Source organism: Terrabacter aeriphilus (assembly GCF_039542985.1).
Lineage (GTDB): Bacteria > Actinomycetota > Actinomycetes > Actinomycetales > Dermatophilaceae > Terrabacter > Terrabacter aeriphilus.
Genome location: NZ_BAABIW010000011.1, coordinates 17,390 through 42,598 on the forward strand (window position 1 = coordinate 17,390; position 25,209 = coordinate 42,598).

Consider the following 25,209-nt stretch of genomic DNA (forward strand, 5'->3'; position numbering starts at 1 on the left):
ATCTATGAGTCACCAGCCATTCACCGCAGCAGCACTTCGAGGTGCCGTCGACCTCTCGTCGCTCAAGCGTCCGGCCCCGCCGGCTGGCCCCGCCTCCGGCGCGGCCGGCACCTCGACGGACGGTGCGTCCGTCGTCATCGAGGGCACTGACGCCTCGATCCGCGACGTCATCGCGGCGTCGGCCCAGCACCCCGTCGTCATGGTGCTGTGGTCGCGCCGCCTGCAGGAGTCGGCGGACTTCGTCGCCACGCTCACCACGGTGGCGAACCGGTATGCCGGCCGCTTCCAGCTCGTGACCGTCGACGTCGACGCCAACCCGACCATCCTGCAGGCCTTCCAGGTGCAGGCCGTGCCCGTCAGCTTCGCCTTCGTGCAGGGCCAGCCCGTGCCGCTCTTCGAGGGCGTGCAGCCCGAGGCGCAGGTCACGGCCGTCGTCGACCAGGTGCTCGCGCTGGCGGCCCAGCACGGCGTGACCGGCACGGTCGCGGCCGGCGCCGCGGTCCCGGAGGCCGACGAGGCCGAGGTCGAGCCACCGCTGCCGCCCCTGCACCAGAAGGCGTTCGACGCGATCGAGGCGGGAGACCTCGACGGGGCGGCCGCCGCCTACCGCGAGGCCCTCGCGCAGAGCCCGGCCGACGCCGACGCCAAGCTCGGCCTCGCCCAGGTCGGGCTCATGCAGCGCACGCAGGACGCCGACCTGCAGGCGGCGCGTGCCGCAGCGGCCGCCGACCCGGCCGACGTCGACGCGCAGATCCTCGTCGCCGACCTCGACCTGCTCGGTGGTCACGTCGAGGACGCGTTCGCGCGCCTCGTCGACACGGTGCGGATCACGGCCGACGCCGACCGCAACCGGGCGCGCGAGCACCTCGTCGAGCTCTTCGAGGTCATCGGCACGAGCGACGAGCGCGTCGTCCGGGCCCGCAAGGCCCTGATGAGCGCCCTCTTCTAGGCCGTCCGGGCCCTCCAGGCCGACCAGCCCACTCGGCCTCAGGGCTGGTCGGCGGTGACGACGCGCGCGTCGGGCAGCCGTGCGATCACGTCGTCCGCCACGGCGTCCGTCGGCCGGTCACCGTCGACCCAGACCCCCCAGTGCGGGGTGGCCGGGTCGGCGCCGCCCCGCACGACCACGACGTGCACCGGCTCGGGCGCCGCGAGGTCGAGGAAGTCCTCGAGCCCGTCGCCGAGGGCGTCCTCGACGACGACCGCGTCGAACTCCTCGAGCTGGTAGGTCTCGGCAACGGCCAGCGCGGCCGACCACCGCAGCAGGCGCATCCGCAGCATCGGGCCCGTCGGCGGGCGTGACCACCCGGCGCGGTCGGCAGGGGCGACGACGGCGCGCTCGAGCGCCTCGCCGTCGACGACGACCGCGCGGTCGAGCCGGACCTGCAGCGCCGCGGCGAGCGCACCGCGCTCCTCCGGCGCGGCGGCGGTGACGAGCACGAGCCGGCCGCGGCGCAGGGGCTCCTCGGCCCCGCTCATCCGCCGAGTGCGGCCGAGACGACGTCCTTCGCCTCTGACTGCACGCGCGCGAGGTGCTCGGGCCCCTGGAACGACTCGGCATAGATCTTGTAGACGTCCTCGGTGCCCGACGGGCGAGCCGCGAACCAGGCGCTCTCGGTCGTGACCTTGAGGCCGCCGATCTTGGCGCCGTTGCCCGGCGCTGCAGTGAGCTTGCCCGTGATCGCTTCTCCCGCAAGGGACTCCGCGGTCACGTCGTCGGGCGAGAGCGCGGCGAGCTTCGCCTTCTCCTCGCGCGACGCGGCTGCGTCGATGCGGGCGTATGCCGGGTCGCCGTGTCGCGCCGTCAGCTCGGCGTAGTGCTGGCTGGGGGTCCGGCCCGTGGCCGCGAGGATCTCGGAGGCGAGGAGGGCCAGCAGGATGCCGTCCTTGTCGGTCGACCACACGGTGCCGTCCTGGCGCAGGAAGCTCGCGCCCGCCGACTCCTCGCCGCCGAAACCGACCGAACCGTCGAGCAGCCCGGGCACGAACCACTTGAAGCCGACCGGGACCTCGAGCAGGGTGCGGCCGAGGTCGGCGGCCACGCGGTCGATCATCGAGGAGGAGACGAGCGTCTTGCCGATGGCCGTCGTGGCCGGCCAGCCCGGGCGGGCGCCGCCGTAGAGGTACTGGATCGCGACGGCGAGGTAGTGGTTCGGGTTCATCAGCCCGGCGTCGGGGGTGACGATGCCGTGCCGGTCGGCGTCGGCGTCGTTGCCGGTCGACAGGTCGTAGGAGTCCTTCGCGTGGATGAGCGAGGCCATGGCGGAGGGCGAGCTGCAGTCCATGCGGATCTTGCCGTCCCAGTCGAGCGTCATGAACGCCCACTGCGGGTCGACGCGCGGGTTGACGACCGTGAGGTCGAGCCCGTGGCGCTCGCCGATCTCGCCCCAGTACTGCACCGAGGCGCCGCCCAAGGGGTCGGCGCCGATGCGGACGCCCGCCTCGCGGATCCGTGCGAGGTCGACGACGTGGGGCAGGTCGTCGACGTAGGTACCCATGAAGTCGTAGGAGCCGGCCTCGCCGCGGGCCTGCTCGAACGGCATCCGGCGCACGTCGCGCAGCCCGCCGCGGATGAGGTCGTTGGCCCGCCGGGCGATGACCGAGGTCGCGTCGGTGTCGGCCGGTCCGCCGTGCGGAGGGTTGTACTTGAACCCACCGTCCGCCGGCGGGTTGTGCGACGGCGTGACGACGATGCCGTCCGCGAGGCCGCCGGCGTCGGGGGCCTTCCCGCGGTTGGCCCGCAGGATGGCGTGGGAGACCGCCGGCGTCGGGGTGAAGCCGTCCCGGTCGTCGACGAGCACCTGCACCCCGTTCGCGACGAGCACCTCGAGCGCCGAGCGCCACGCGGGCTCGGAGAGGCCGTGCGTGTCGCGGCCGATGAAGAGCGGGCCGTCGAAGCCCTGCGAGGTGCGGTAGTCGACGATCGCCTGGGTCGTGGCGAGGATGTGGTCCTCGTTGAAGGCCGTGCGCAGGCTCGAGCCGCGGTGGCCCGAGGTGCCGAACGCGACCTGCTGGTCCGGGTCGTCGACGTCCGGGTGCAGGTCGTAGTAGGCGCCGACGAGGGCGTCGACGTCGACGAGGTCCTCGGCCCGGGCGGGCTGACCGGCGCGGGGGTGGGTCATGACGGGTCTCCGTTCGAGGTCGGGGGCACGGTGTCGGGCTGCTCGTCGGTGGGTTCGCCCGGCAGGGCGGGGGCGTGGTCGGGACCGGTGCCGGCCTCCGGTACCACCGTGCCGGCCAGGGCACGGGCCGCAGGCTCGTCGACGGGCACGAGCCACACGGTCGACAGGCGCGGCACCGTCACGTCGACGGCATACGGCTGGTCGTGCCACGCCTCCTCACGTGCCTCGACGACGCGCCCGGTGCTGCTCGGGGCGTCGGGGTGGTAGCCGGCGGTGTCGAGCACGACGGTCCACCGGCCGCCGCGGGGGAGGCCGATGCGGTAGGACTCCTGCGTCTGGCCGCTGAAGTTCATGACGCAGGCGACGACCGGGGCGTCGGTCGCGCGGTCGCCCCGGCCGAGGCGCAGCCACGAGAACGTGTTGTGCGCGGCGTCGTCGGCCTCGAGCCACTCGAAGCCGGCGCGGTCGGCGTCGAGCTCCCAGAGCGCCGGGTGGCTGCGGTAGATGGCGTTGAGGTCCTTGACGAGGTTGTGCACGCGGTAGTGGAGCGGCTGGTCGAGCAGCCACCAGTCGAGGCTGCGGCCCTCCGACCACTCCGACTCCTGCCCGAACTCGCAGCCCATGAAGAGCAGCTGCTTGCCGGGGTGGCACCACAGGTAGGCGAGGAAGGCGCGCAGCGTCGCGACCTGCTCCTCGCGCGGGCCGCGCGACTTGCGCAGCAGCGAGCCCTTGCCGTGCACGACCTCGTCGTGGCTGATCGGCAGCACGAAGTTCTCGTCGAACGCATACACGAGCGAGAAGGTCAGCTTGCCGTGGTGGTGCTTGCGGTAGATGGGCTCCTCGCCGAGGTACTTCAGCGAGTCGTTCATCCAGCCCATGTTCCACTTGAAGCCGAAGCCGAGGCCGCCCTGGTCCGTCGGCTTCGTGACCCCGGGCCACGTCGTCGACTCCTCCGCGATGGTGACGATGCCGCCGACCCGCTTGTAGGCCGTGCCGTTCGTCTCCTTGAGCAGCTCGACGGCCTCGAGGTTCTCGCGTCCGCCGTCCTTGTTCGGCACCCACTCGCCGGCGTTGCGGGCGTAGTCGAGGTAGAGCATCGAGGCGACGCCGTCGACGCGCAGGCCGTCGACGTGGAACTCCTCGAGCCAGTAGATGGCGTTCGCGACGAGGAAGTTGCGCACCTCGGGACGGCCGTAGTCGAAGATGTTCGAGCCCCACTCGGGGTGCCAGCCCTTGCGCGGGTCCGGGTGCTCGTAGAGGGGGAGGCCGTCGAAGCGGGCGAGCGCCCACTCGTCCGTCGCGAAGTGGCCCGGCACCCAGTCGAGCAGGACACCGATGCCGGCCCGGTGGAGCTCGTCGACGAGGAAGCGGAAGTCGTCGGGGGTGCCCCAGCGCGAGCTCACGGCGTAGTAGCCCGTGACGTGGTAGCCCCACGAGGGCACGTAGGGGTGCTCCATGACGGGGAGGAACTCGACGTGCGTGAACCCGAGGTCGCGCACGTAGTTGACGAGGTGCTCGGCCAGGCCCCGGTAGCCGAGCTCCTGGCGCCACGAGCCGAGGTGCACCTCGTAGGTGCTCATCGGCCCCTGGTGGACGTTGCTCGTGCGCCGGTGCTCCATCCAGTCGTCGTCGCGCCACGCGTAGTGGGTCTCGGTGACGATGGCGGCCTGCTTCGGCGCGACCTCCGTCATCCGGGCCATCGGGTCGGTCTTGAGCCGGACGAGCTCGTCGGGCCCGCGGACCGCGAACTGGTAGTTCATGCCCTCCCGGGCGCCGGGGAGGAAGAGCTCCCAGATCCCGCTCTCGCCGAGGGCACGCATCGGGTGCGAGCGCCGGTCCCAGTCGTTGAAGTCGCCGATGACGTGCACGGCCTTGGCCCGGGGGGCCCAGACCGCGAACGAGACGCCCCAGACCTCGCCGAGCGGCCCGGGGTAGTGGCGCACGTGCGCCCCGAGGACCGTCCACAGCTGCTCGTGGCGACCCTCGTTGATGAGGTGCCGGTCGATCTCGCCGAGGGTGGGCGCGAAGCGGTACGGGTCGTCCTGCTCGTGCTCGACGCCGTCGCCGTACTCCACGAGCAGGCGGTAGTCGTGGGCGCGCGTGAAGTCGGGCGAGGTCATCGACCAGATGCCGTCCCGCACGTGCTGCAGCTCGACGCGGTCGCCGGGGTCGAGGCGGGCCGAGACCCGGGTGGCGAAGGGCCGGAACGCGGTGATCGTCAGGCCGCCCGGGCCGAGGTGCTGGCCGAGCAGGTCGTGCGGCTGGCCGTTGCGACCGCCGAGGAACGCGTTGATCGCCGCCTCGTCGAGCGAGGGTGCCTGGCTCGTGTCGGGGGTCATGGGGTGCCTTCCTCGGTGATGAGCCGCTCGACGGCGCCGAGCGGGATCGGCAGCCACGAGGGCCGGTTGCGGGCCTCGTAGACGACCTCGTAGAGCGCCTTGTCGAGCTCGAGGGCCCGCACCAGCGTCGTCGCGTCGGCGTCGGCCGGGCCGGCCACCGAGGCGTAGCCCTCGAGGAAGGCGGCGCGGCAGTCGGCCGCCCAGGCGGTGGCGTCGACCGCCGCGTCGGAGAGGGCCACCGAGCCGGCGGCGTAGTCGAACGAGCGGAGCATGCCGGCCACGTCGCGCGCCGTGAGGTCGGGTCGGACCCGCTCGGCGAGCGGTCGCAGGGGCTCGCCCTCGAAGTCGAGCGCCACCCAGCCGCGCTCGGACACGTCGAGCACCTGCCCGAGGTGGTAGTCGCCGTGGATGCGCTGGAGCGCCGGCCAGGCCGCCGCGCCCACCGAGGCGACGACGCGGTCGACGTCGGCGGCGTGCGAGGCGAGCTCGGGCACGAGGGCCACGGCGGCGGCATACCGCTGCCGCATCGAGGCGGCGACGGCCTCGCGGGCCTCGGGCGTCACGGGGTGGGTGCCGAGGGCGTGGGCCAGGTCGGCGTGGATCTGGGCCGTGACGACGCCGAGGTCGCGGGCCCGCGCCGTGAAGTCCGTGCCGCCCGCCGCGGCGACGAGGGCCACGCGCCAGGCGTCCTCGACGCCGGGGATGAACTCCTGGGCGAAGGCGAGGTGGCCGTGCTGGGCGGCACCGTCCTCGGGGGAGTCCCAGGCCCCCGCGAGGTGGCCGATGGCCATCGGCACCCGGTCGGAGCCCTCGCTCGTCAGGGCCGACTGGACGACGACGTCGGGGTTCTCGCCGTCCTGCAGGGTGCGGAAGACCTTGACGATGATGGGCTCGCCCGGTCCACCGCCGGCGGCCGTCATGCGGCAGATGACGGAGGTGTTGGACTGCTCGCCCGTCAGCACCGTCGAGGAGGACACCGAGCCGGCGACGTGGCCGGTGCTCGAGCCCGTGGCGCGGGCGCTGCTGCCGACGGATGCCTGGGCGTCGTCGGAGACCCCGGCGCTGAGGATCGTCGCGACGAGCTGGGCGACGTAGACCGGGTCGTGGGGCGCGTCGTAGACCCAGCGCGTGCCGAGCACGCTGTGCTCCATCGTGCCGAGCAGCGCGTGCTCGGCCCCCTCGAGCGGTGCCGCGCGGTAGGTGAGCGGTACCTGGTAGACGACGGCCGGGCTGACGGCCTCGTCGGCGAGCAGGAGCGTCTCGCACCCCACCTCGCCCTCGGGGTCCTCGAACCGGAAGCCGCCGACGCGTCGCAGCTGCGGCACGTGGCCCTTGCCGTGGTACCACCGCTGCTGGGGCATCCACGCGGTCACGATCTCGGTCTTCGTCGGCACGATGGACGCGCCGCGGTGGATGGTCGCCATCAGCCGTTGTCCTGCCCGCCGCGCAGCTGGAGCCAGAAGAAGTCGCGTGAGCCCAGGGTCAGGGTCACGCGACCGTCGTCGGCGACCCACGGGAAGCCGCTGCCGCCGAAGAGGTCGATGAGCTGGCGTCCCGAGAGCTGCTCGGGCAGCTGGATCGTCGCCGCCTGCGGCCGGCTCGAGAGGTTGTTGACGCAGAGCACCGCCTCGTCGGGGTGGTCCGGGTCGCCCCGCAGCACGCGGGTGTAGGCGAGCACCGCGTCGTTGTCGGCGCCCACGACGGTGAAGTCACCGAGCCCGAAGACCGGGTGGCGGCTGCGGATCTGGAGCATGCCGCGCACCCAGTGCAGCAGCGAGGCCGACGAGGCCATCTGTGCCTCGACGTTGACGTTGTTGTAGTGGTACACGAGGCTGCTGATGACCGGCAGGTAGAGCTTGCCGGGGTCGGTGCTCGAGAAGCCCGCGTTGCGGTCGGGGGTCCACTGCATCGGCGTGCGCACCGCGTCGCGGTCGTTGAGCCAGATGTTGTCGCCCATGCCGATCTCGTCGCCGTAGTAGAGGCACGGAGAGCCGGGGAGCGAGAGCACGAGCGCATGGATCAGCTCGATCTCGGGCCGCGAGTTGTCGAGCAGGGGCGCGAGCCGGCGCCGGATGCCGACGTTGGCGCGCATGCGCGGGTCGGGGGCGTACCAGCCGTACATCGCGGCGCGCTCCTCCGGCGTCACCATCTCGAGCGTCAGCTCGTCGTGGTTGCGCAGGAAGGTGCCCCACTGGGTGCCGTTCGGGATGGCCGGGGTGTCGGCGAGCACGTCGATGATCGGCTGCGCCTTCTCCTCGCGCAGCGAGTAGTAGAGGCGCGGCATGACGGGGAAGTGGAAGCACATCTGGCACTCGGGCGCGTCGTCGGTGCCGAAGTAGTCGACGACCTCGGCCGGCGGCTGGTTGGCCTCGGCGAGCAGGATGCGGCCGGGGTACTCCGTGTCGACCATGGCCCGCAGCTCGGCGAGGAACTCGTGGGTGCGGGGGAGGTTCTCGCAGTTGGTCCCCTCCTCCTCGAAGAGGTAGGGCACGGCGTCGAGGCGGAAGCCGTCGATGCCGAGGTCCATCCAGAAGCGGACGATGTCGAACATCGCCTCGCGCACGGCCTCGTTCTCGAAGTTGAGGTCGGGCTGGTGGCTGAAGAAGCGGTGCCAGAAGAACTGCCGGCGCACGGGGTCGAAGGTCCAGTTCGACACCTCGGTGTCGACGAAGATGATGCGCGCGTCGTCGTAGGCGTCGTCGGTGTCGGACCACACGTAGAAGTCGCCGTACGGTCCGTCGGGCTCGGCCCGGCTGGCCTGGAACCACGGGTGCTGGTCGCTCGTGTGGTTCATGACGAGGTCGGTGACGATGCGGATGCCGCGGGCATGCGCCTGCGAGACGAGCTCGGTGAACTCCGGCAGCGTGCCGAACTCGGGCAGCACCGCCTTGTAGTCCGAGATGTCGTAGCCGCCGTCGCGCAGCGGCGAGGCGTAGAACGGCGGGAGCCACAGGCAGTCGACGCCGAGCCACTGGAGGTAGTCGAGGCGCTGGATCAGCCCGGTGAAGTCGCCGGCGCCGACGCCCTTGGAGTCGGCGAAGGCCCGCACGAGGACCTCGTAGAAGACGGCCTTCTTGAACCACTTCGGGTCGTGCTTGAGGCCCGGCTGGGAGAGGTTGAGTCCCTGCATGCGGTCAGTGGCTCCTCACGTGGATGATGTGGACGGGCTCGGAGTCCGGGCCGAGCCGCACGAAGTTCTCCGAGCGCCACTCCCACGTCTGGTTGGTGATGTGGTCGTGCGCGTCGAACGTGGACCATGTGGCCATACCCAGCGCCTCCATGTCGAGGTGCACCCAGGTCTCACGCGTCGCGTGCGGGTCGAGGTTGGCGATGACGATGACGGTGTCGCGCTCGCCCGTCGCGTGGTCGACGATCCTCGACTTGCTGAAGACGAGGACGTTCTCGTCGTCGGCCGCGTGGAACCGCAGGTTGCGCAGCCACCGCAGCGCCGGGTGCCACTCGCGGATGTCGTTGAGCCGCTTGAGGTACCACGCGAGCGAGCGGCTCTCGAGCGGGCCGCCGGGCTCGTAGAGGTACCACTGGCGGTCCTTGTACTCGTACTTCTCGTTGTCGACCTGCTCCTCGGCACCGGGGCGCGCGACGTGCTCCATGAGCTCGTAGCCGGCGTAGATGCCGTACGTCGGCGACATGGTCGCGGCCACGGCCGCGCGCAGCTTCCACGCGGTGGGGCCGCCGTACTGCATGTACGGCGTCAGGATGTCGTGCGTCGTGGGCCAGAAGGACGGGCGCATGTAGGCCGAGCCGGTGCCCTCGCCGGCCAGCTCGCGGCCGTACTCCTCGAGCTCCCACTTGGCGTTGCGCCACGCGTAGTAGGTGTAGCTCTGCTGGAAGCCGGCCTTGGCGAGCTGGTGCATCATGGCCGGTTTCGTGAAGGCCTCGGAGAGCCAGATCGTCTCCGGGTGGGTCAGGGCGACGTCGGCGATCAGCCACTGCCAGAAGGCGACCGGCTTGGTGTGCGGGTTGTCGACGCGGAAGATGCGCACGCCGTGGTCGAGCCAGACCTGGATGACGCGCCGCACCTCGGCGTACGCCCCGGCCGGGTCGTTGTCGAAGTTGAGCGGGTAGATGTCCTGGTACTTCTTCGGCGGGTTCTCGGCATACGCGATCGAGCCGTCGGCGCGCGTCGTGAACAGGTCCGGGTGGGTCTGCACCCACGGGTGGTCGGGGGAGGCCTGCAGCGCGATGTCGAGGGCCACCTCGAGGCCGACCCGCCCTGCCTCGGCGACGAAGGCGTCGAAGTCCTCGAAGGTGCCGAGGTCGGGGTGGATGGCGTCGTGCCCGCCGTCGGGCGAGCCGATGGCGTAGGGCGACCCCGGGTCGCCGGGCTCGGCGGTCAGGCTGTTGTTGCGGCCCTTGCGGGCCGTCGTGCCGATCGGGTGGATCGGCGTGAGGTAGACGACGTCGAAACCCATGTCGGCGATGGCCGGCAGGCGCTCGGCGGCGGTGCGGAAGGTGCCCGACACCCACTCGCCGGTCTCCTCGTCGCGGTGCGCGCCCTCGGAGCGCGGGAAGATCTCGTACCAGGCGCCGTAGAGCGCCCGCTCGCGCTCGACGAGGAGCGTGTACGACGGCGAGCTCGACACGAACTCGCGCAGGGGCACGAGCGCGGCGAGCCCGAGGATCTCGGGCGAGGTCGCGGCGCCGAACCGGTGGGCGGCGGGCTCGCGCGTGTCGGCGAGGGCGAGCACGCCCTTGTCGATCTCGCTCGCGTCGACGCCCTGCCCACGCACGGCGGCCGCGAAGCGCTCGAGCACCCGGACCCCCTCGGCGCACATGAGGTCCTCGTCGACGCCCGCGGCGATCTTGATGCCGGCGTCGTGCACCCACGTCGCGTAGGGGTCCGACCAGCCCTCCACCCGGTAGGTCCACCAGCCCGGCCGGTCGGCCGCGACGGTCGCGGACCACTCGGACAGCCCGGGGTTGTCGCTGTGCATGGCGACGTAGTGGTCGCCGCCGTCGGGGTCGGTCAGGACGGCGGTCGCGTTGACGGCGTCGTGGCCCTCGCGGAAGACCTTGGCGCGCACGGTGAACTCCTCGCCGACGACCGACTTGGCCGGCGTCGTGCCGCCGTCGACGAGGGGGCGCACGTCGCTGACGGGGATGCGCCCGAGCGGGAGCGCCCCACCCGGCATCCCGGCCACGGTCGGCGGGGTGCTCACCGGGTGCTCGGGCGCCAGGTGGACGGCACCCGCCTCGGTGTCGTCGACGAATGCCGTGTCTGCGGTCGGGGTGTCGTCGTCGCGTCGGGGTGACGCGCTGCGCACCGGGGTTGGCCTGCTGGAACGGGACTTCTTCGCTGAGCCGGTCACGGGATCGACCGTATCGAAGTTGGCGCGAATCACCAGCGCTCGGCCCACCTCCCGCGCCCGAGGCGTCCGAGGGGCGAAACGTCCCTGCAAGATCTGCAAGAACGCGTCATGGCGCCCCCTATGCTGTCCCCTTGTGAAGGCCATCCGTCGCTTCAGCGTCCGCACCGTCCTGCCCACCCGCATCGAGGGCCTCGGCGTCCTCGCGAGCAACCTGCGCTGGTCGTGGCACCCGCCGACCCGCGACCTGTTCGAGAGCATCAGTCCGCGCAAGTGGGCGCAGGCGGGTGAGGACCCCGTCAAGCTGCTGTCCCGCCTGTCGTCCGACGAGCTGGCGGCGCTCGCCGCCGACGACGACTTCGTCGGCAGCGTCGTGGCCGCGAACGAGGACCTCGAGCACTACCTGACCGACGAGCGCTGGTTCCAGACGTGGAGCCGCGAGCAGGAGGCCGCCGGCAGGGCCGCCCCCGCCGCCGTCGCCTACTTCAGCCCCGAGTTCGGCATCACCTCCGTGCTGCCGCAGTACTCCGGCGGCCTCGGCATCCTCGCCGGCGACCACCTCAAGACGGCCTCGGACCTCGGCGTGCCGATCGTCGGCGTCGGCCTGTTCTACAAGACCGGCTACTTCAAGCAGTCGCTCAACCGCGACGGCTGGCAGGTCGAGACCTACCCGGTGCTCGACCCCGACGGGCTGCCGCTCTCGCTGCTCCGCGAGGCCGACGGCACGCCGGCCGTCGTCACCGTGAGCCTGCCGGCCGGCCGGCTGCTGCACGCCCACGTCTGGAAGGCCCAGGTCGGCCGGGTGCCCCTCCTGCTCCTCGACTCCGACGTGCCCGGCAACGACGAGCAGACCCGCCGGGTCACCGAGTCGCTCTACGGCGGCGGCGGCGACACCCGCCTCGAGCAGGAGCTGCTCCTCGGCATCGGCGGCGTGCGGGCGCTGCGCCTGTGGTCGCGCCTCTCCGGTGCCCCGACGCCGGAGGTCTACCACACGAACGAGGGCCACGCCGGCTTCCTCGGCGTCGAGCGGATCACCGAGCTCGTGCGCGACCACGGCCTCACCTTCGACGAGGCCCTCGAGGCCGTCCGGTCCGCGACCGTCTTCACGACCCACACGCCGGTGCCCGCCGGTATCGACCGCTTCGACGCGGCGAAGATCAACCTCTTCTTCGGGGGCCCGAACGCCATCCCCGGGGTGCCGGTCGAGCGACTGCTCGCCCTCGGCGCCGAGGACTACGAGGGCGGCCAGTCGGGCATCTTCAACATGGCCGTCATGGGCCTGCGCCTCGCCCAGCGGGCCAACGGCGTCTCGCAGCTGCACGGCCTCGTGAGCCGGGAGATGTTCGACGGCCTGTGGCCGGGCTTCGACGACGTCGAGGTGCCGATCTCCAGCATCACCAACGGTGTCCATGCCCCGACGTGGGTCGACCGCTCCGTCTACGAGGTCGCGCGCAAGCACCTCGGCACCGCCGACATCGCCGGCGACGACGCTTGGGAGCGCATCGACGAGGTGCCCGCCGACGCGGTGTGGTCGACGAAGCGCGAGATGCGCGAGAAGCTCGTCGCCGACGCCCGCCGGCGGGTCAAGTCCTCGTGGCAGAAGCGCGGCGCCTCGGACGCCGAGCTCGGCTGGGTCGACGACGTGCTCGACCCCGACGTGCTGACGATCGGCTTCGCCCGCCGCGTGCCGACCTACAAGCGCCTCACGCTGATGCTGCGCGACCCCGAGCGGCTCAAGGCCCTGCTGCTGCACCCCGAGCGCCCCGTGCAGCTCGTCATCGCCGGCAAGTCCCACCCCGCCGACGAGACCGGCAAGCGCCTCATCCAGGAGATGGTGCGCTTCGCCGACGACCCCGCCGTGCGGCACCGCATCGTCTTCCTGCCGAACTACGACATCGCCATGGCCCAGCACCTCTACCCGGGCTGCGACGTGTGGCTCAACAACCCGCTGCGCCCCTTCGAGGCGTGCGGCACGTCGGGCATGAAGGCCGCGCTCAACGGCGGGCTCAACCTCTCCATCCTCGACGGCTGGTGGGACGAGTGGTTCGACGGCCGCAACGGCTGGGCCATCCCGACGGCCGACGGCGTCGAGGACCCCGACCGCCGCGACGACATCGAGGCGGCCGCGCTCTACGACCTCATCGAGCACGACGTGGCGGCCAAGTTCTACGACCGCGACGCCGACGGCCTGCCGCAGGGCTGGATCGCGATGATGACGCACACCCTCAAGACGCTGGGCCCGAAGGTCCTCGCGAGCCGCATGGTCGCCGACTACACCGAGCAGCTCTACAGCCCGGCGGCCGGCGCCGGTCGCGCCGTCGCCGCATCGGACTTCGCCGGTGCCAAGGACGTCGCCGCCTACAAGGCGAAGGTCCGTGAGGCGTGGCCGCGCGTCAAGGTGGAGCACGTCGAGCCCTCCGGCCTGTCGGACTCCCCGCAGATCGGCGACGTGCTCGACCTCAAGGCCTACGTCGCGCTCGACGGTCTCGACCCCGCCGACGTCGACGTGCAGCTCGTGCACGGCCACGTCAACGACGTCGACGAGCTGTGGGGCATGGAGGTCGCGCCGCTCTCGCTCGTCGAGTCCTACGACGACGGCCGCCACCTCTTCGCCGGCTCGCAGCCGCTGCGCCGCACGGGCTCGTTCGGCTACAGCGTGCGCGTCGTGCCGCGCCACGCGTCGCTGGCGAGCGCCGCGGAGATGGGTCTGGCCCGCAACGCCTGAACGGCGCCCCGCGCCCCGGAGGCATCGACGAGAGCCCGGACCCCTGTGCGGGGGTCCGGGCTCTCGGGGTCCGGGGGAGGACGCCGCCGGGCGGGTGCCCGCGGCGGGGCGGGGGTCAGCCGCCCTCGACGACACTCCACACCTGCATCGAGGCGCCCACGGCCGTCACCACGGTCCCGGCGTCCACCGGGCTCCCCGGCGGAGACGGGCGGTCGTCCGCGCTGTCCCAGAGGAGCACGTATGCCGTCGTGCCCGGTGCCGCGGGCAGCGTGACCCCGACCGGGCGCGCCGACCCGTTGAGGGTGATGAGCACGGACTCGTGGTCGAGCCACGCCCCGTTGTAGAGGGCCTGCAGCACCGACACGGCCGGCCCGTCCCACCGGCTGCCCATCGGCTCGCCGTCCGCGCCGAACCAGGCGAGGTCGGTCGAACCGTCCTCGTGGATCTGCCTGCCGGAGAAGAACGCCCGCTGCCGCAGCACCGGGTGTTCGCGCCGCAGTCGCACGAGGTGACGGGTCGTCGCGAGCAGGTCCTCCTGCCACGGCTCGAGGTCCCACGACGTCCAGCTGATCTCGTTGTCCTGCGAGTAGGGGTTGTTGTTGCCCCGCTGGCTGCGCCCGAGCTCGTCACCCGCGTTGATCATCGGCACGCCGGTCGAGAGCAGCAGCGTGCCCAGCAGGTTGCGCATCGACCGGCGGCGCGCGGCCTGGACGTCGCAGGAGTCGGTGCGGCCCTCGACCCCGTGGTTCCACGACCGGTTGTCGTTGGAGCCGTCGGCGCCGGCGTGGCCGTTGGCGCCGTTGTGCTTCGTGTCGTAGGTCGTCAGGTCGGCCAACGTGAAGCCGTCGTGCGCCGTGACGAAGTTGACCGACGCGATGGTGCCGCGGTCGTGCGTGTCGAAGAGGTCCTGCGACCCGGTAAGCCGGGTCGCGAGCTCGCGCACGCCGTGGCCGGCCACCCCGGCCGTCGACGCCGCGAGGTCGCGCAGCCAGAAGGTGCGCGTGGCGTCGCGGTAGCGGTCGTTCCACTCCGAGAAGGGCGGGGGGAACTGGCCGGTGCGCCAACCGTGGATGCCGAGGTCCCACGGCTCGGCCACGAGCTTCGCGCGTGAGAGCACGGGATCGGTGCGCAGCGCGACGAGGAAGGGGTGGTCGCGGTCGAAGCCGTCGTCCTTGCCCCGGCCGAGGGCCACGGCGAGGTCGAAGCGGAAGCCGTCGACGTGGCACTGCTCCACCCAGTAGCGCAGCGAGTCGAGGACCTGGCGGGCGACGACGGGGTGCGTCAGGTCGAGGGTGTTGCCGCACCCCGTGACGTCGATGTCGCGGCCCCGGGCGTCGAGCCGGTAGTAGGCCCGCTGGTCGAGGCCCCGCCACGAGAGCGTCATCCCGTCCCGCTCGTTCTCGGCGGTGTGGTTGTAGACGACGTCGAGCAGCACCTCGATGCCGGCGGCGTGCAGCGCCTTGACCATGCCCTTGAACTCGTCGAGGACGCCCTGCGGGTCGGTCGCCACGGCGTAGGCGGCGTGCGGGGCGAAGAAGCCGAGCGTGTTGTAGCCCCAGTGGTTCGTCAGGCCGCGGAGCACGAGGTCGGGCTCGTGGGTGAAGGTGTGCACGGGCAGCAGCTCGACGGCGGTGACGCCGAGGCCGAGCAGGTGCTCGACGAACGCGGGGTGGGCGAGGCCGGCATACGTCCCGCGGAGCGCCTCGGGCACGCCAGGGTGCAGCTTCGTCGCGTTGACGACGTGCACCTCGTAGATGAGCGACTCGGTCAGCGACCGCCGCGGGAACCGGTCTGTGCCCCAGTCGAACTCGTCATCGACGATGACGCAGCGCGGCATGAACGGCGCCGAGTCGCGGTCGTCGCGCTGCCACAGGTCACCGCGCAGGTCGGGGCCGACGCGGTGGCCGTAGAGCGCGGGGTCGAGGCGCACCTCGCCCTCGATCGCGCGCGCGTAGGGGTCGAGGAGCAGCTTCGCCGGGTTGTGCAGCAGCGCGCGCTCCGGGTCCCAGTCGCCGTCGACGCGGAAGGCGTAGCGCTGCCCGCCGCGCACCCCGGGCACGACGTCGAACCACGTGCCGTGCGCGCGGTGTCGCAGCGGCACGCGCCGCTCGGTCGTCGTGCCGTCCGGGGCGGTGTCGAAGAGGCACACCTCGACCGACCGGGCGTGGCCGGCGTAGACGCTGAACTGCGCGCCGTCCACGGTGAGCCGGGCACCGAGCTCCGGGGGCAGGTCGGGCGTCGGTTCCGGCGGCGGGCACATGTGTCAGAGCGTAGGGGGCGGATCGACCCGCACGCGTGACCTCGTTACGGTTGACGCATGACCGATCCGACTTCGCTGCCCAACTTCATGCCGAGCACGCCCGACGCGGGCCCCAACGGCGCCCCCGTCAGTGACACGCCGGTGCGCGACCGCATCCTGCAGGTCCTCAAGGGACTCGAGCTCGACGCATCCGTCGACGGCGACGGCGACCTCGAGTTCGCCATCGTCGACGACCAGGGCACGAGCACGACCCTCTTCGCGCGCGTCGCCGAGGGTGACCTCGCCCTGGTCCGCTTCTTCGGCCAGTGGCAGCTCGCCGACCCGGTGTCGCCCGACCAGAACGAGCGCCTCGCCCGCTGCAACGACATGACGATGCAGCTCAACATCGTCAAGCTCTCGCTCGTGCAGGAGAGCCTCGTCGTCTCGGCCGAGCACGTCATCACCCCCAACGCCGACCTCGACATCCTCGTGCCGCTCTCGGTCAACCACATCCTGCAGAGCGTCGGGTTCTTCTTCCAGTCCTGGCTGCCGATGGACGACGCGCCCGCGGGCGCGCCCGGCGACGCCTGATGGGCGAGTTCGTCCGGCTCGAGGTCGAGGACGACATCGGCACGATCCGCCTCGACCGGCCGAAGATGAACGCCCTCAACGTCCAGGTCCAGGAGGAGATCCGGGCGGCCGCCGAGGAGGCGACCGCGCGCCCCGACGTCAAGGCGGTCATCGTCTACGGCGGCGAGCGCGTCTTCGCGGCGGGGGCCGACATCAAGGAGATGCAGGGCATGTCGTACACCGACATGGTCGAGCGCTCCGGCCCGCTCATGAGCTCGATCAGCTCGGTGGCCCGCATCCCCAAGCCGGTCATCGCGGCCATCACCGGCTACGCGCTCGGCGGCGGCTGCGAGCTCGCGCTCGCGTGCGACTTCCGGGTCGTCGCCGACGACGCGAAGCTCGGTCAGCCCGAGATCCTGCTGGGCATCATCCCGGGCGCCGGCGGCACGCAGCGCCTCTCGCGCCTCGTCGGCGCCTCGCGGGCCAAGGAGATCATCTTCAGCGGCCGCTTCGTCGACGCGTCCGAGGCGCTCGCGATCGGCCTCGCCGACAAGGTCGTCCCGGCCGTCGACGTCTACACCGCGTCGCGCGAATGGGCCTCGACCTTCGTCGGTGCGGCGTCGTACGCCGTCCGCGCCGCCAAGGAGGCCATCGACCGCGGTCTCGAGGTCGACCTCGAGACGGGGCTCGAGATCGAGCGCCTGCTCTTCGCCTCGCTCTTCGCGACGAAGGACCGCGAGATCGGCATGAGCTCGTTCGTCGAGCAGGGCCCGGGCAAGGCGCAGTTCGAGGGTCGATGACCGAGCCGCTGGACGTCCTCGTGTTCTACTCGCCCGTCGAGTCGACCGAGGACGTCCTCGCGGCGGTCTTCGCCGCAGGCGCCGGAGCCGTGGGCGACTACCGCGACTGCGCCTTCGTCACCGCGGGCACGGGGCGGTTCCGGCCGATGGCCGGCGCCCGCCCCGCGATCGGCTCGGTCGGCGAGCTCGAGCACGTCGCCGAGCACCGGGTCGAGCTCGTGCTGGACCGCTCGCTGCGGGCGGCCGTCGTCGCCGCCCTGAGGTCCGCGCACCCCTACGAGGAGCCCGCCTTCCACCTCCTCGAGACGGCCGACCCCGGCGGCTCCTGACGCGTCGACCGGCCACCCGCGCCACCCGGTCACAGTCCCGCTCGGCTGCAAGTGCGCCACGGCGCGGTTCCGGCCGGCATACGGCCCGGTTCGCGGCTGCAAGTGCGCCACGGCGCGGTTCGGGGGCCCCGCTCGTATGCCGGGTGGCTGCAAGTGCGCCACGGCGCGGTTCCGGCCGGCATACGGCCCGGTTCGCGGCTGCAAGTGCGCCACGGCGCGGTTCGGGGCCCCGCTCGTATGCCGGGTGGCTGCAACTGCGCCACGGCGCGGTTCGGGTTGGAGCTGGGCGGGCGGACGGCGCGGGCCGGCCCCGCGGTCAGGCGGTCTTGAACCCGCCGTTGCTGAGGAGGAGCTGGCCGTTCATCCAGCTGCCCTGCTCCGAGAGCAGGAAGCGGACGAGGTCGGCGGTGTCGCGCGGCGTGCCGAGCCGGCCGGCCGGGGTGTCCGCCACGCCGAGCGCCCGGATCCGGTCGTCCATCCAGCCGGTGTCGATCGGCCCCGGGTTGACGACGTTGGCCCGCAGGCCCCGGTCGGCGAGCTCGACCGCCGCCGCGACGACGATGCGGTCGAGGGCCCCCTTGCTCGAGCCGTAGGGCAGGTTGTGCGCCGTGTGGTCGCTCGTCAGCGCGACGACGTGGGCGGCGGCCGGGCCGCCCGGCGCCACGACGGGCAGGCGCTCGGCGACCGCGCGGATGAGCAGCCACGTCGCGCGGGCGTTGACCGCGTAGTGCCGGTCCCAGCTCTCGAGGGTGGTGTCGAGGATGCTGCTGTCGACCGACTCGCAGTGCGACATCACGAGCCCGGTCACGGGGCCGAGTCGATCGGTCGCGGCCGCGACCAGGGCCTCCGGGGTGGCCGGGTCGGCGAGGTCGCCGGGCAGCAGCTCGACCCGGCTGCCGAGGTCGCGGCACGCCGCGGCGACGGCGGCGGGGTCGTCGGCGCCGCGCTCGTAGCCGAGCCGGTCGTCGTAGGGCTGCCAGTGCGCCAGCGCGAGGTCCCATCCGTCGGTGGCGAGCCCGATCGCGAGCTCGGCCCCGATCGAGCGGCGGCGCCCGACGCCGGTGACGAGCGCCACGCGCGGTCCGGGGGAGCGGGTCGGGCTGGGGGAGGGCTGCGACATGCGCCCATCCTCGGGGGCGGGCTCTCGCGGGGCCAACGCTTTTCGGCCGTGCCGGCCCGCCCGCCCGCCGGCCCGCCGGCACGGTGCGGGCACGGTGCGGGCCGGGTGTCGGTCGCGCCGCCCGCACGCTGGTGGTGAGCGTCACGCCGCCGGCGTACGAACTGAGCGAGCGCTCAGTGAGAGGATGGACGGCAGTGCCGGAGCGACCTCCGGCAGCTCCTTCGAGCACCACCACCAGCAACGGAAGAGAACGTTCACCCATGAACATCGTCGTCTGTGTCAAGTACGTGCCGGACGCCCAGGCCGAGCGCACGTTCAACGCATCTGACAACACGACCGACCGCGAGAACGTCGACGGTCTGCTGTCCGAGCTCGACGAGTACGCGGTCGAGGAGGCCCTCAAGATCGTCGAGGCCGGCGAGGGTGAGGTGACCGTGCTCACGGTCGGCCCCGACGCCGCTGCCGACGCCATCAAGAAGGCCCTGCAGATGGGCGCCGACAAGGGCGTGCACGTCAGCGACGACGCGATCCACGGCTCCGACGCCGTGGCGACCTCGCTCGTGCTCGCCGAGGCCATCCGCAAGATCGGCGACGTCGACCTCGTCGTCACCGGCATGGCCTCGACCGACGGCACCATGGGCGTCGTGCCCGCGATGCTCGCCGAGCGACTCGGCCTGCCGGCCGTCACGTTCGCCTCCGAGCTCACCGTCGAGGGCAGCACGGCGACGATCCGCCGCGACGGCGACGCCTCGACCCAGACCATCACAGCGACGCTGCCGGCGCTCGTCTCGGTGACCGACCAGATCAACGAGCCGCGCTACCCCTCGTTCAAGGGGATCATGGCCGCCAAGAAGAAGCCCGTCGAGCAGTGGTCGCTGGCCGACCTCGGGGTCGACGGCGCACAGGTCGGGCTCGACGCCGCGTGGACGAAGGTCGACGCCTTCGCCGCACGCCCGCCGCGCTCGCAGGGCGAGATCGTCGCCGACGAGGGTGACGGCGGCAGCAAGCTCGCCGCCTTCCTCACCGAGCGCAAGTTCGTCTGACCCGTTCCTGCCCCGACCTTTCCAGCCAGCAAAGGAGATCCCCATGGCTGAAGTACTCGTCCTCGTCGACCACGTCGACGGCAAGGTGCGCAAGACCACGTCCGAGCTGCTGACGATCGCCCGCCGCCTCGGCGAGCCGTCGGCCGTCTTCGTCGGCTCCGGCTTCGACGCCGCCAAGGAGACCCTCGCGCGCTTCGGCGCCGAGAAGGTCTACCGCGTCGAGTCGCCCGAGGTGCTCGAGCACCTCGTCGTGCCGCAGGCCGAGCTGCTCGCGCAGCTCGTCGCCGACAAGGCCCCGGCCGCGGTCCTCGTCCCGTCCTCGCCCGAGGGCAAGGAGATCGCCGCCCGTCTCGCGGTCAAGACCGAGTCGGGCCTCATCACCGACGCCGTCGACGTCCAGGCCGCCGACGGTGGCGTGGCCACGACGCAGTCGGTCTTCGCCGGCTCCTACACCGTGTCGGCCACCGTCACGAAGGGCACGCCCATCGTCGCGGTCAAGCCGAACTCGGCGACGCCCGAGGAGGCCGCGGGCGCGGCCGCCGACGAGGTGCTCGACTTCACCCCGTCCGACGCCGCCAAGGGCGCCAAGATCGTGGAGTCGAAGCCGAAGCAGGCGAGCGGTCGCCCCGAGCTGACCGAGGCGGCCATCGTCGTCTCCGGCGGTCGCGGCACGGCCGGCGACTTCTCCAAGGTCGAGGACTTCGCCGACTCGCTCGGCGCGGCCGTCGGCGCGAGCCGCGCGGCCGTCGACGCCGGGTGGTACCCGCACACCTCGCAGGTCGGCCAGACCGGCAAGCAGGTGAGCCCGCAGCTCTACGTCGCCTGCGGCATCTCCGGCGCGATCCAGCACCGTGCCGGCATGCAGACGAGCAAGACCATCGTGGCCGTCAACAAGGACAACGAGGCCCCGATCTTCGAGCTCGTCGACTTCGGCGTCGTCGGTGACCTCTTCGCGGTGCTCCCGCAGGCCACCGACGCGATCAAGGCCGCCAAGGACTGACCGCACCACACCGCACGCAGGCCGGGTCCCACCAGGGGTCCCGGCCTGTGGCCTGTGCGGGCGAGCCCGTATGCCGTCGGCCCGCTCGCGTCAGGGCGTCGCGTTCGGCTATGTGGCCTCGGCGGGCTCGCCGCCTTCGGTGGGCTCCCCGGCTTCGGTGGGCTCGGCCGGCCGGCGGGGCGTCGACCGTCGCGTCCAGCTCTCGACCCGCTCCCGGTTGTGGGCGTATGCCGACCCCGAAGCCCCGAAGGTCCACCAGGGCGCCGAGAGCGCCTCCGACGGCACCCGCACCGGGCGCCGGTCGCCCCGCAGCCACTCCACCCGCCCCGTCGAGGACACACGCCGCACCGCGGGGCGCTCGATCGTCGTCGTGGCGAGCGTGTTGTGCACCCGCAGGTCGGCCTCGCCGAGCACGACCCGGGCCGACCACGCGCGCCAGCCGAGCAGGAGCGCTGCGGCCAGGCACACGGCATACGGCACGGCGGCGGGCAGGGCGGGGACGAAGCGCACGAGCAGCCGGGCGACGAAGTAGCCGAGCACGGGGCAGGCGAGGGCCGCCAGGGCCCGGTGGACCGTCGGGGCGCGCAGCGTGCCGCGACCGTCGCCCTCGTGCGTGCCGCCCGTGCCGCTCATGGGCCAGATCATAGGTCGGACGTGCGCTGCGGTGCGCGCGACGACGACGGGTTCGGGCGCGTCGCGGGCCCGTCCTAGAATCGGGAGGTGACTGCCTACCTCGACCACGCGGCGACGACCCCGATGCTGCCGGGCGCCCTCGCGGCGATGACCGAGCAGCTCATGGTGGTCGGCAACCCGTCGTCGCTGCACCGCACCGGGCGTGCCGCGCGGCGCGTCGTCGAGGAGTCCCGCGAGAAGATCGCGCGCTGCCTCGGCGCCCGCCCCTCCGAGGTGGTCTTCACCTCGGGAGGCACCGAGTCGGACAACCTCGCCGTCAAGGGCACGTTCCGGGCCCGCCGCGACGCCGACCCCGCGCGGGTGCGCCTGCTCGTCGGCGCGACCGAGCACCACGCCGTGCTCGACTCGGTCGAGCACCTCGTCGCGCACGAGGGTGCCGCCGTCACGTGGCTCGAGCCGACGGCCGAGGGGGTCGTCGAGCCGGCGACCGTGCGCGCGGCGATCGCCGCGGACCCCGGCGCCGTCGCCCTCGTGTCGGTGATGTGGGCCAACAACGAGGTCGGCGCGGTGCAGGACGTCGCGGCGCTGGCCGAGGTGGCCCACGAGTTCGGCGTGCCCTTCCACACCGACGCCGTGCAGGCCGCCGGGCACGTGCCCGTCGACTTCGCCGCGAGCGGCGCGGACCTGATGGCCGTGACCGCGCACAAGCTCGGCGGCCCCATCGGCGTCGGCGCGCTGGTGGCCCGCCGCGAGGCCCGGCTCGTGCCGCTGACGCACGGCGGTGGGCAGGAGCGCCAGGTGCGCTCCGGCACGCTCGACACACCTGCCATCGTCGGCTTCGCCGCGGCCCTCGTCGAGGCGACGGCCACGATGGAGGCCGAGAGCGCCCGGCTCGTGGCCCTGCGTGACGAGCTGATCGAGCGGGCCATGACCGTCGCCCCCGACATCCGACCCACGGGCGTGTGGGAGCGCGGTGACGCGACGCGCCGCCTGCCCGGCAACGCCCACCTGCTCGTGCCCGGCTGCGACGGCGACTCGCTGCTCTACCTGCTCGACGCCGCCGGGGTGTCGTGCTCGACCGGTTCGGCCTGCCAGGCCGGCGTGCCGCAGCCGAGCCACGTGCTCCTCGCCATGGGCATCCCCGAGAGCGACGCGCGCGGTGCGCTGCGGCTCACGCTCGGGCACACCTCGACCCGCGCCGACGTCGACGCCGTCATCGCGGCGCTGCCGGCCGCGGTGGAGCGGGCCCGCCGCGCGCGTGAGGCGACCGCGTCATGAGGGTCGTCGCGGCGATGAGCGGGGGCGTCGACTCGGCCGTCGCGGCCGCCCGGATGATCGACGCCGGTCACGACGTCGTCGGGGTGCACCTCGCGCTGAGCCAGAGCGCCGCCACGCTGCGTGAGTCGGCCCGCGGCTGCTGCACCATCGAGGATGCCGGCGACGCGCGGCGCGTCGCCGACCAGCTCGGCATCCCGTTCTACGTCTGGGACATGGCCTCCCGCTTCTCGCGCGACGTCGTCGACGACTTCCGGGCCGAGTACGCCGCCGGGCGCACCCCCAACCCCTGCCTGCGCTGCAACGAGAAGATCAAGTTCGCGGCCCTGCTCGACAAGGCGCTCGCCCTCGGCTTCGACGCCGTGGCGACCGGCCACTACGCGCAGGTCGTCGAGACCACCGCGCCGGGAGGTGGAGTGGTCCGCGAGCTGCACCGGGCCGTCGACCCCGCCAAGGACCAGAGCTACGTGCTCGGCGTGCTCGACGCCGAGCAGCTGGCCCGCTCGTTCTTCCCGCTCGGCGACACGACGAAGCCGCAGATCCGCGAGGAGGCCGCCGCGCGTGGGTTCTACGTCGCGAAGAAGCCCGACAGCCACGACATCTGCTTCATCGCCGACGGCGACACGCGGGGGTGGCTGACCCGCGAGCTCGGCGAGGCCCCCGGCGAGATCGTCGACACCACGGGCGAGGTGGTGGGCCGACACCGCGGGGCGTTCGCCTACACCGTCGGCCAGCGGCGGGGCCTCGCGCTGTCGCGCCCGGCTCCCGACGGGCAGCCGCGCTACGTGGTCGAGGTGCGGCCCGAGTCGAACCAGGTCGTCGTCGGCACCGCCGACCTGCTCGGCGTGAACGCCATCACCGGCGAGCACGCCCGCTGGTGCGGCCCGGCGCCCGAGGGTGTCGCGGAGGTCGGGGCGCAGGTGCGGGCCCACGGCGAGGAGTACCCGGCCCGGGCGTGGGCGCAGGACGGCCGCGTCGAGGTGCGCCTCGAGGGACGGGTGCGCGGCGTCGCCCCGGGCCAGTCGGTCGTGCTCTACGAGGGCACCCGCGTCATCGGGTCGGCCACCATCACGGCGGCCCGGCTCGAGCGGTCGGACGCGGCCGCCCCGGTCGGCTGAGCCGGTCAGGCGAGCGGGGGTCAGTCGATCGCGCGGGTCCAGGTGACGACGCGGGCGCTGGGACGGAAGCCGATCGAGCGGTAGAGCCGCTGGGGGCCCGGGTAGGCGTCGTCGCCCCGCGGGGTCACCTGCGCCACGACGCCCCCGGCCGCGCGCAGCGCGTGCAGGGCCGAGAGCGTGACCGCCCCGGCGAGCCCCCGGCCCCGGTGCCCGGGCACGCAGCCGACCGGCTCGACGAGGCCGGCACCGGTCGCCGGGTCGAGCCACACGAGGGCCGAGGCGACCATCGCACCGGAGGCGTCGACGGCCACGTGGTCGAGGTCGCAGCGGTAGGGCCACGCGTGGCCGAGCCTCCGGTAGGCGGCCGCGTCGACGCGTGACGGGCCGAGGTCCGACCAGGCGGCCGCGTGGACGGCGGCCCGCTCGGCGGTCTCGTCGGGGCGCACGGCGCGGACGGCGTACCCGGCCAGTTCGGGAACGGCCGGGAGCGACTCGAGGTCCCGCACGTGGTGCGTGAAGAAGGGGTCGTCGGGCCGCTGCTCGAAGCCGGCGTCCGCGAGCGCGGCCTCGACGACGGCGTCACCCTCGACGGCCATCGCCGACTGCTCGTCGGCGTCGCTCCACTCCTCGAACCACTCGAGCACGTCGACGGCCAGCCCGGGGTGGTCGGGGTCGACCTGCAGCTCGAGCCAGTCGGGAGCCTCCGCCCAGCCGAACGCGACGGTGCGGTCACCCACGGTCCACAGCGCGATCGCCTCCGACGCGTCGAGGACGGCGGGGTCGACGGGGCGGTGGTAGCGGCTCCACGCCAGCTGGCCCGGGTGGAAGCGGGTCGTGGGCGACCACACCCGTGAGCAGAGGTCCTGCATGGCGCGCAGGTCGTCCGGTCCGGCGAAGTCGCGGCGTCGGACGGTTCCCGGCTCGCTCATCGCCCGGCGCCCCGGCGCCGACCGCACCCGTCGCCGGGGTCGATGGCGTCGCCGATGCGGTGCCCGATGGTCGCGAGCTGTCGCACCTGGGCGCTGGTGAGCGGGTCGAGCACGAGCCGGCGCACGGTCTCGACGTGCCCGGGGGCGGCCGCGACGACGGTGGCCCACCCCTCGTCGGTGAGCGTCGCGAGCGTGTAGCGCCCGTCCGCCGGGTCGGGCGAGCGCGTCACCCAGCCGCGGCGCTCGAGCTTCGAGACCACCTGCGAGAGCCGCGAGAGCGAGCCGACGGCGAAGGCCGCGAGGACGCTCATCCGCAGGGTGCGCTCGGGAGCCTCGGAGAGACCGGCCATCACCTGGTAGTCGAAGTGGCTCATCCCCGCGTCGCCCTGCAGCTGTGCGTCGAGCGCGGCCGGGAGGCGAATCACGAGGTTTGCCAAGGCCATCCACGTCTCGCGCTCCTCGGCGTCGAGCCAGCGCGGTTCGTCGTCACGCTCGCCGTCGCGCTTCTCGACGCGCTCCTCCGGGGTCGACGACTGCGGCATGGGTTCAGCGTATCCGGCGCGCGCGGCCGTGAGCGCGAGAACCACCTTTCACTTGAACATTGAAGTCACTGGACGTACGCTGACGTCAATCCTCACGT

20 protein-coding genes are annotated in these 25,209 nt (G+C 72.9%); 9 read left to right on the forward strand and 11 right to left on the reverse strand.

Features of this window, described 5'->3' with window-relative positions:
• The first annotated feature begins 4 nt into the window (after positions 1-4).
• Complete coding sequence (locus tag ABD979_RS08000; protein ID WP_345506936.1) at positions 5-949, forward strand: tetratricopeptide repeat protein; 945 nt, start codon at positions 5-7, stop codon at positions 947-949.
• A 38-nt stretch (positions 950-987) separates the two neighbouring features.
• Here the strand turns inward: ABD979_RS08000 and ABD979_RS08005 are convergent, their stop codons facing one another.
• Genes ABD979_RS08005 through ABD979_RS08030 form a run of 6 tightly spaced genes read right to left on the reverse strand, consistent with a single transcriptional unit; the run spans position 988 to position 10,791 of the window.
• A complete protein-coding gene (locus tag ABD979_RS08005) occupies positions 988-1,479 on the reverse strand; it encodes a hypothetical protein (RefSeq protein ID WP_345506937.1) in 492 nt (163 codons plus the stop codon).
• A complete protein-coding gene (gene pgm, locus ABD979_RS08010) occupies positions 1,476-3,122 on the reverse strand; it encodes a phosphoglucomutase (alpha-D-glucose-1,6-bisphosphate-dependent) (RefSeq protein ID WP_345506938.1) in 1,647 nt (548 codons plus the stop codon). The genes ABD979_RS08005 and pgm overlap by 4 nt, the downstream gene beginning before the upstream one ends.
• On the reverse strand, positions 3,119-5,461 hold the full coding sequence (gene glgB, locus ABD979_RS08015; protein WP_345506939.1) for a 1,4-alpha-glucan branching protein GlgB: 2,343 nt from the start codon (positions 5,459-5,461) through the stop codon (positions 3,119-3,121). The genes pgm and glgB overlap by 4 nt, the downstream gene beginning before the upstream one ends.
• Positions 5,458-6,885, reverse strand: a complete 1,428-nt coding sequence (locus ABD979_RS08020; RefSeq protein ID WP_345506940.1) for a maltokinase N-terminal cap-like domain-containing protein — start codon at positions 6,883-6,885, stop codon at positions 5,458-5,460. Before ABD979_RS08020 ends, glgB begins: the two co-directional genes overlap by 4 nt.
• On the reverse strand, positions 6,885-8,591 hold the full coding sequence (treS, locus tag ABD979_RS08025; RefSeq protein WP_345506941.1) for a maltose alpha-D-glucosyltransferase: 1,707 nt from the start codon (positions 8,589-8,591) through the stop codon (positions 6,885-6,887). Before treS ends, ABD979_RS08020 begins: the two co-directional genes overlap by 1 nt.
• Positions 8,592-8,595: 4 nt before the next feature.
• Positions 8,596-10,791 carry an alpha-1,4-glucan--maltose-1-phosphate maltosyltransferase gene (locus ABD979_RS08030; RefSeq protein WP_345506942.1) on the reverse strand — a complete coding sequence of 732 codons (2,196 nt, stop codon included), beginning with the start codon at positions 10,789-10,791 and terminating at the stop codon, positions 8,596-8,598.
• Positions 10,792-10,924: 133 nt separating this feature from the next.
• On the opposite strand from ABD979_RS08030, the gene glgP reads away from it, so the two are divergent.
• Positions 10,925-13,513 (forward strand): alpha-glucan family phosphorylase, encoded by a 2,589-nt coding sequence (glgP, locus tag ABD979_RS08035; RefSeq protein WP_345506943.1) that lies wholly within the window; start codon positions 10,925-10,927, stop codon positions 13,511-13,513.
• 115 nt (positions 13,514-13,628) lie between these two features.
• Here glgP and glgX read toward each other — a convergent pair whose 3' ends face one another.
• On the reverse strand, positions 13,629-15,773 hold the full coding sequence (glgX, locus tag ABD979_RS08040; protein WP_345506944.1) for a glycogen debranching protein GlgX: 2,145 nt from the start codon (positions 15,771-15,773) through the stop codon (positions 13,629-13,631).
• Positions 15,774-15,830: 57 nt separating this feature from the next.
• On the opposite strand from glgX, the gene ABD979_RS08045 reads away from it, so the two are divergent.
• The 3 genes from ABD979_RS08045 to ABD979_RS08055 are packed head-to-tail and all read left to right on the forward strand — an operon-like array spanning position 15,831 to position 17,451.
• The gene (locus tag ABD979_RS08045) at positions 15,831-16,343 is read left to right on the forward strand and encodes a type III secretion system chaperone family protein (RefSeq protein WP_345506945.1); all 513 of its coding nucleotides are present in this window, start codon (positions 15,831-15,833) and stop codon (positions 16,341-16,343) included.
• Entirely contained in the window at positions 16,343-17,122 is a 780-nt protein-coding gene (locus ABD979_RS08050) for an enoyl-CoA hydratase/isomerase family protein (protein WP_345506946.1), read from the forward strand. Before ABD979_RS08045 ends, ABD979_RS08050 begins: the two co-directional genes overlap by 1 nt.
• A complete protein-coding gene (locus tag ABD979_RS08055; RefSeq protein WP_345506947.1) occupies positions 17,119-17,451 on the forward strand; it encodes a YqfO family protein in 333 nt (110 codons plus the stop codon). Before ABD979_RS08050 ends, ABD979_RS08055 begins: the two co-directional genes overlap by 4 nt.
• Positions 17,452-17,767: 316 nt before the next feature.
• Here the strand turns inward: ABD979_RS08055 and ABD979_RS08060 are convergent, their stop codons facing one another.
• Entirely contained in the window at positions 17,768-18,571 is an 804-nt protein-coding gene (locus tag ABD979_RS08060; protein WP_345506948.1) for an SDR family oxidoreductase, read from the reverse strand.
• Positions 18,572-18,831: 260 nt separating this feature from the next.
• Between ABD979_RS08060 and ABD979_RS08065 the strand changes: the two genes are divergently transcribed.
• Together ABD979_RS08065 and ABD979_RS08070 are read left to right on the forward strand one after the other, a co-directional pair.
• Entirely contained in the window at positions 18,832-19,614 is a 783-nt protein-coding gene (locus ABD979_RS08065; protein WP_345506949.1) for an electron transfer flavoprotein subunit beta/FixA family protein, read from the forward strand.
• Positions 19,615-19,657: 43 nt separating this feature from the next.
• Positions 19,658-20,614, forward strand: a complete 957-nt coding sequence (locus tag ABD979_RS08070; protein ID WP_345506950.1) for an electron transfer flavoprotein subunit alpha/FixB family protein — start codon at positions 19,658-19,660, stop codon at positions 20,612-20,614.
• A 108-nt stretch (positions 20,615-20,722) separates the two neighbouring features.
• On the opposite strand, the gene ABD979_RS08075 is transcribed toward ABD979_RS08070, so the two are convergent.
• Positions 20,723-21,247: a hypothetical protein gene (locus ABD979_RS08075; RefSeq protein ID WP_345506951.1), complete on the reverse strand. Its 525-nt coding sequence runs from the start codon at positions 21,245-21,247 to the stop codon at positions 20,723-20,725.
• A gap of 87 nt (positions 21,248-21,334) precedes the next feature.
• On the opposite strand from ABD979_RS08075, the gene ABD979_RS08080 reads away from it, so the two are divergent.
• On the forward strand, positions 21,335-22,525 hold the full coding sequence (locus tag ABD979_RS08080; protein WP_345506952.1) for a cysteine desulfurase family protein: 1,191 nt from the start codon (positions 21,335-21,337) through the stop codon (positions 22,523-22,525).
• Positions 22,522-23,640, forward strand: a complete 1,119-nt coding sequence (gene mnmA / locus ABD979_RS08085) for a tRNA 2-thiouridine(34) synthase MnmA (RefSeq protein ID WP_345506953.1) — start codon at positions 22,522-22,524, stop codon at positions 23,638-23,640. The genes ABD979_RS08080 and mnmA overlap by 4 nt, the downstream gene beginning before the upstream one ends.
• A 20-nt stretch (positions 23,641-23,660) precedes the next feature.
• Here the strand turns inward: mnmA and ABD979_RS08090 are convergent, their stop codons facing one another.
• Together ABD979_RS08090 and ABD979_RS08095 are read right to left on the reverse strand one after the other, a co-directional pair.
• Positions 23,661-24,569, reverse strand: a complete 909-nt coding sequence (locus ABD979_RS08090) for a GNAT family N-acetyltransferase (RefSeq protein ID WP_345506954.1) — start codon at positions 24,567-24,569, stop codon at positions 23,661-23,663.
• Complete coding sequence (locus tag ABD979_RS08095) at positions 24,566-25,111, reverse strand: MarR family winged helix-turn-helix transcriptional regulator (protein ID WP_345506955.1); 546 nt, start codon at positions 25,109-25,111, stop codon at positions 24,566-24,568. The genes ABD979_RS08090 and ABD979_RS08095 overlap by 4 nt, the downstream gene beginning before the upstream one ends.
• Positions 25,112-25,209 lie beyond the last annotated feature (98 nt).

What these genes read in the sequence shown, in the direction of transcription:
- ABD979_RS08000 (WP_345506936.1), top strand. Translation starts at nt 5, where the DNA reads ATGAGTCACCAGCCATTCACCGCAGCAGCACTTCGAGGTGCCGTCGAC.
- ABD979_RS08005 (WP_345506937.1), bottom strand. Translation starts at nt 1,479, where the DNA reads ATGAGCGGGGCCGAGGAGCCCCTGCGCCGCGGCCGGCTCGTGCTCGTC.
- pgm (WP_345506938.1), bottom strand. Translation starts at nt 3,122, where the DNA reads ATGACCCACCCCCGCGCCGGTCAGCCCGCCCGGGCCGAGGACCTCGTC.
- glgB (WP_345506939.1), bottom strand. Translation starts at nt 5,461, where the DNA reads ATGACCCCCGACACGAGCCAGGCACCCTCGCTCGACGAGGCGGCGATC.
- ABD979_RS08020 (WP_345506940.1), bottom strand. Translation starts at nt 6,885, where the DNA reads ATGGCGACCATCCACCGCGGCGCGTCCATCGTGCCGACGAAGACCGAG.
- treS (WP_345506941.1), bottom strand. Translation starts at nt 8,591, where the DNA reads ATGCAGGGACTCAACCTCTCCCAGCCGGGCCTCAAGCACGACCCGAAG.
- glgX (WP_345506944.1), bottom strand. Translation starts at nt 15,773, where the DNA reads ATGTGCCCGCCGCCGGAACCGACGCCCGACCTGCCCCCGGAGCTCGGT.
- ABD979_RS08045 (WP_345506945.1), top strand. Translation starts at nt 15,831, where the DNA reads ATGACCGATCCGACTTCGCTGCCCAACTTCATGCCGAGCACGCCCGAC.
- ABD979_RS08050 (WP_345506946.1), top strand. Translation starts at nt 16,343, where the DNA reads ATGGGCGAGTTCGTCCGGCTCGAGGTCGAGGACGACATCGGCACGATC.
- ABD979_RS08055 (WP_345506947.1), top strand. Translation starts at nt 17,119, where the DNA reads ATGACCGAGCCGCTGGACGTCCTCGTGTTCTACTCGCCCGTCGAGTCG.
- ABD979_RS08060 (WP_345506948.1), bottom strand. Translation starts at nt 18,571, where the DNA reads ATGTCGCAGCCCTCCCCCAGCCCGACCCGCTCCCCCGGACCGCGCGTG.
- ABD979_RS08065 (WP_345506949.1), top strand. Translation starts at nt 18,832, where the DNA reads ATGAACATCGTCGTCTGTGTCAAGTACGTGCCGGACGCCCAGGCCGAG.
- ABD979_RS08070 (WP_345506950.1), top strand. Translation starts at nt 19,658, where the DNA reads ATGGCTGAAGTACTCGTCCTCGTCGACCACGTCGACGGCAAGGTGCGC.
- ABD979_RS08075 (WP_345506951.1), bottom strand. Translation starts at nt 21,247, where the DNA reads ATGAGCGGCACGGGCGGCACGCACGAGGGCGACGGTCGCGGCACGCTG.
- mnmA (WP_345506953.1), top strand. Translation starts at nt 22,522, where the DNA reads ATGAGGGTCGTCGCGGCGATGAGCGGGGGCGTCGACTCGGCCGTCGCG.
- ABD979_RS08090 (WP_345506954.1), bottom strand. Translation starts at nt 24,569, where the DNA reads ATGAGCGAGCCGGGAACCGTCCGACGCCGCGACTTCGCCGGACCGGAC.
- ABD979_RS08095 (WP_345506955.1), bottom strand. Translation starts at nt 25,111, where the DNA reads ATGCCGCAGTCGTCGACCCCGGAGGAGCGCGTCGAGAAGCGCGACGGC.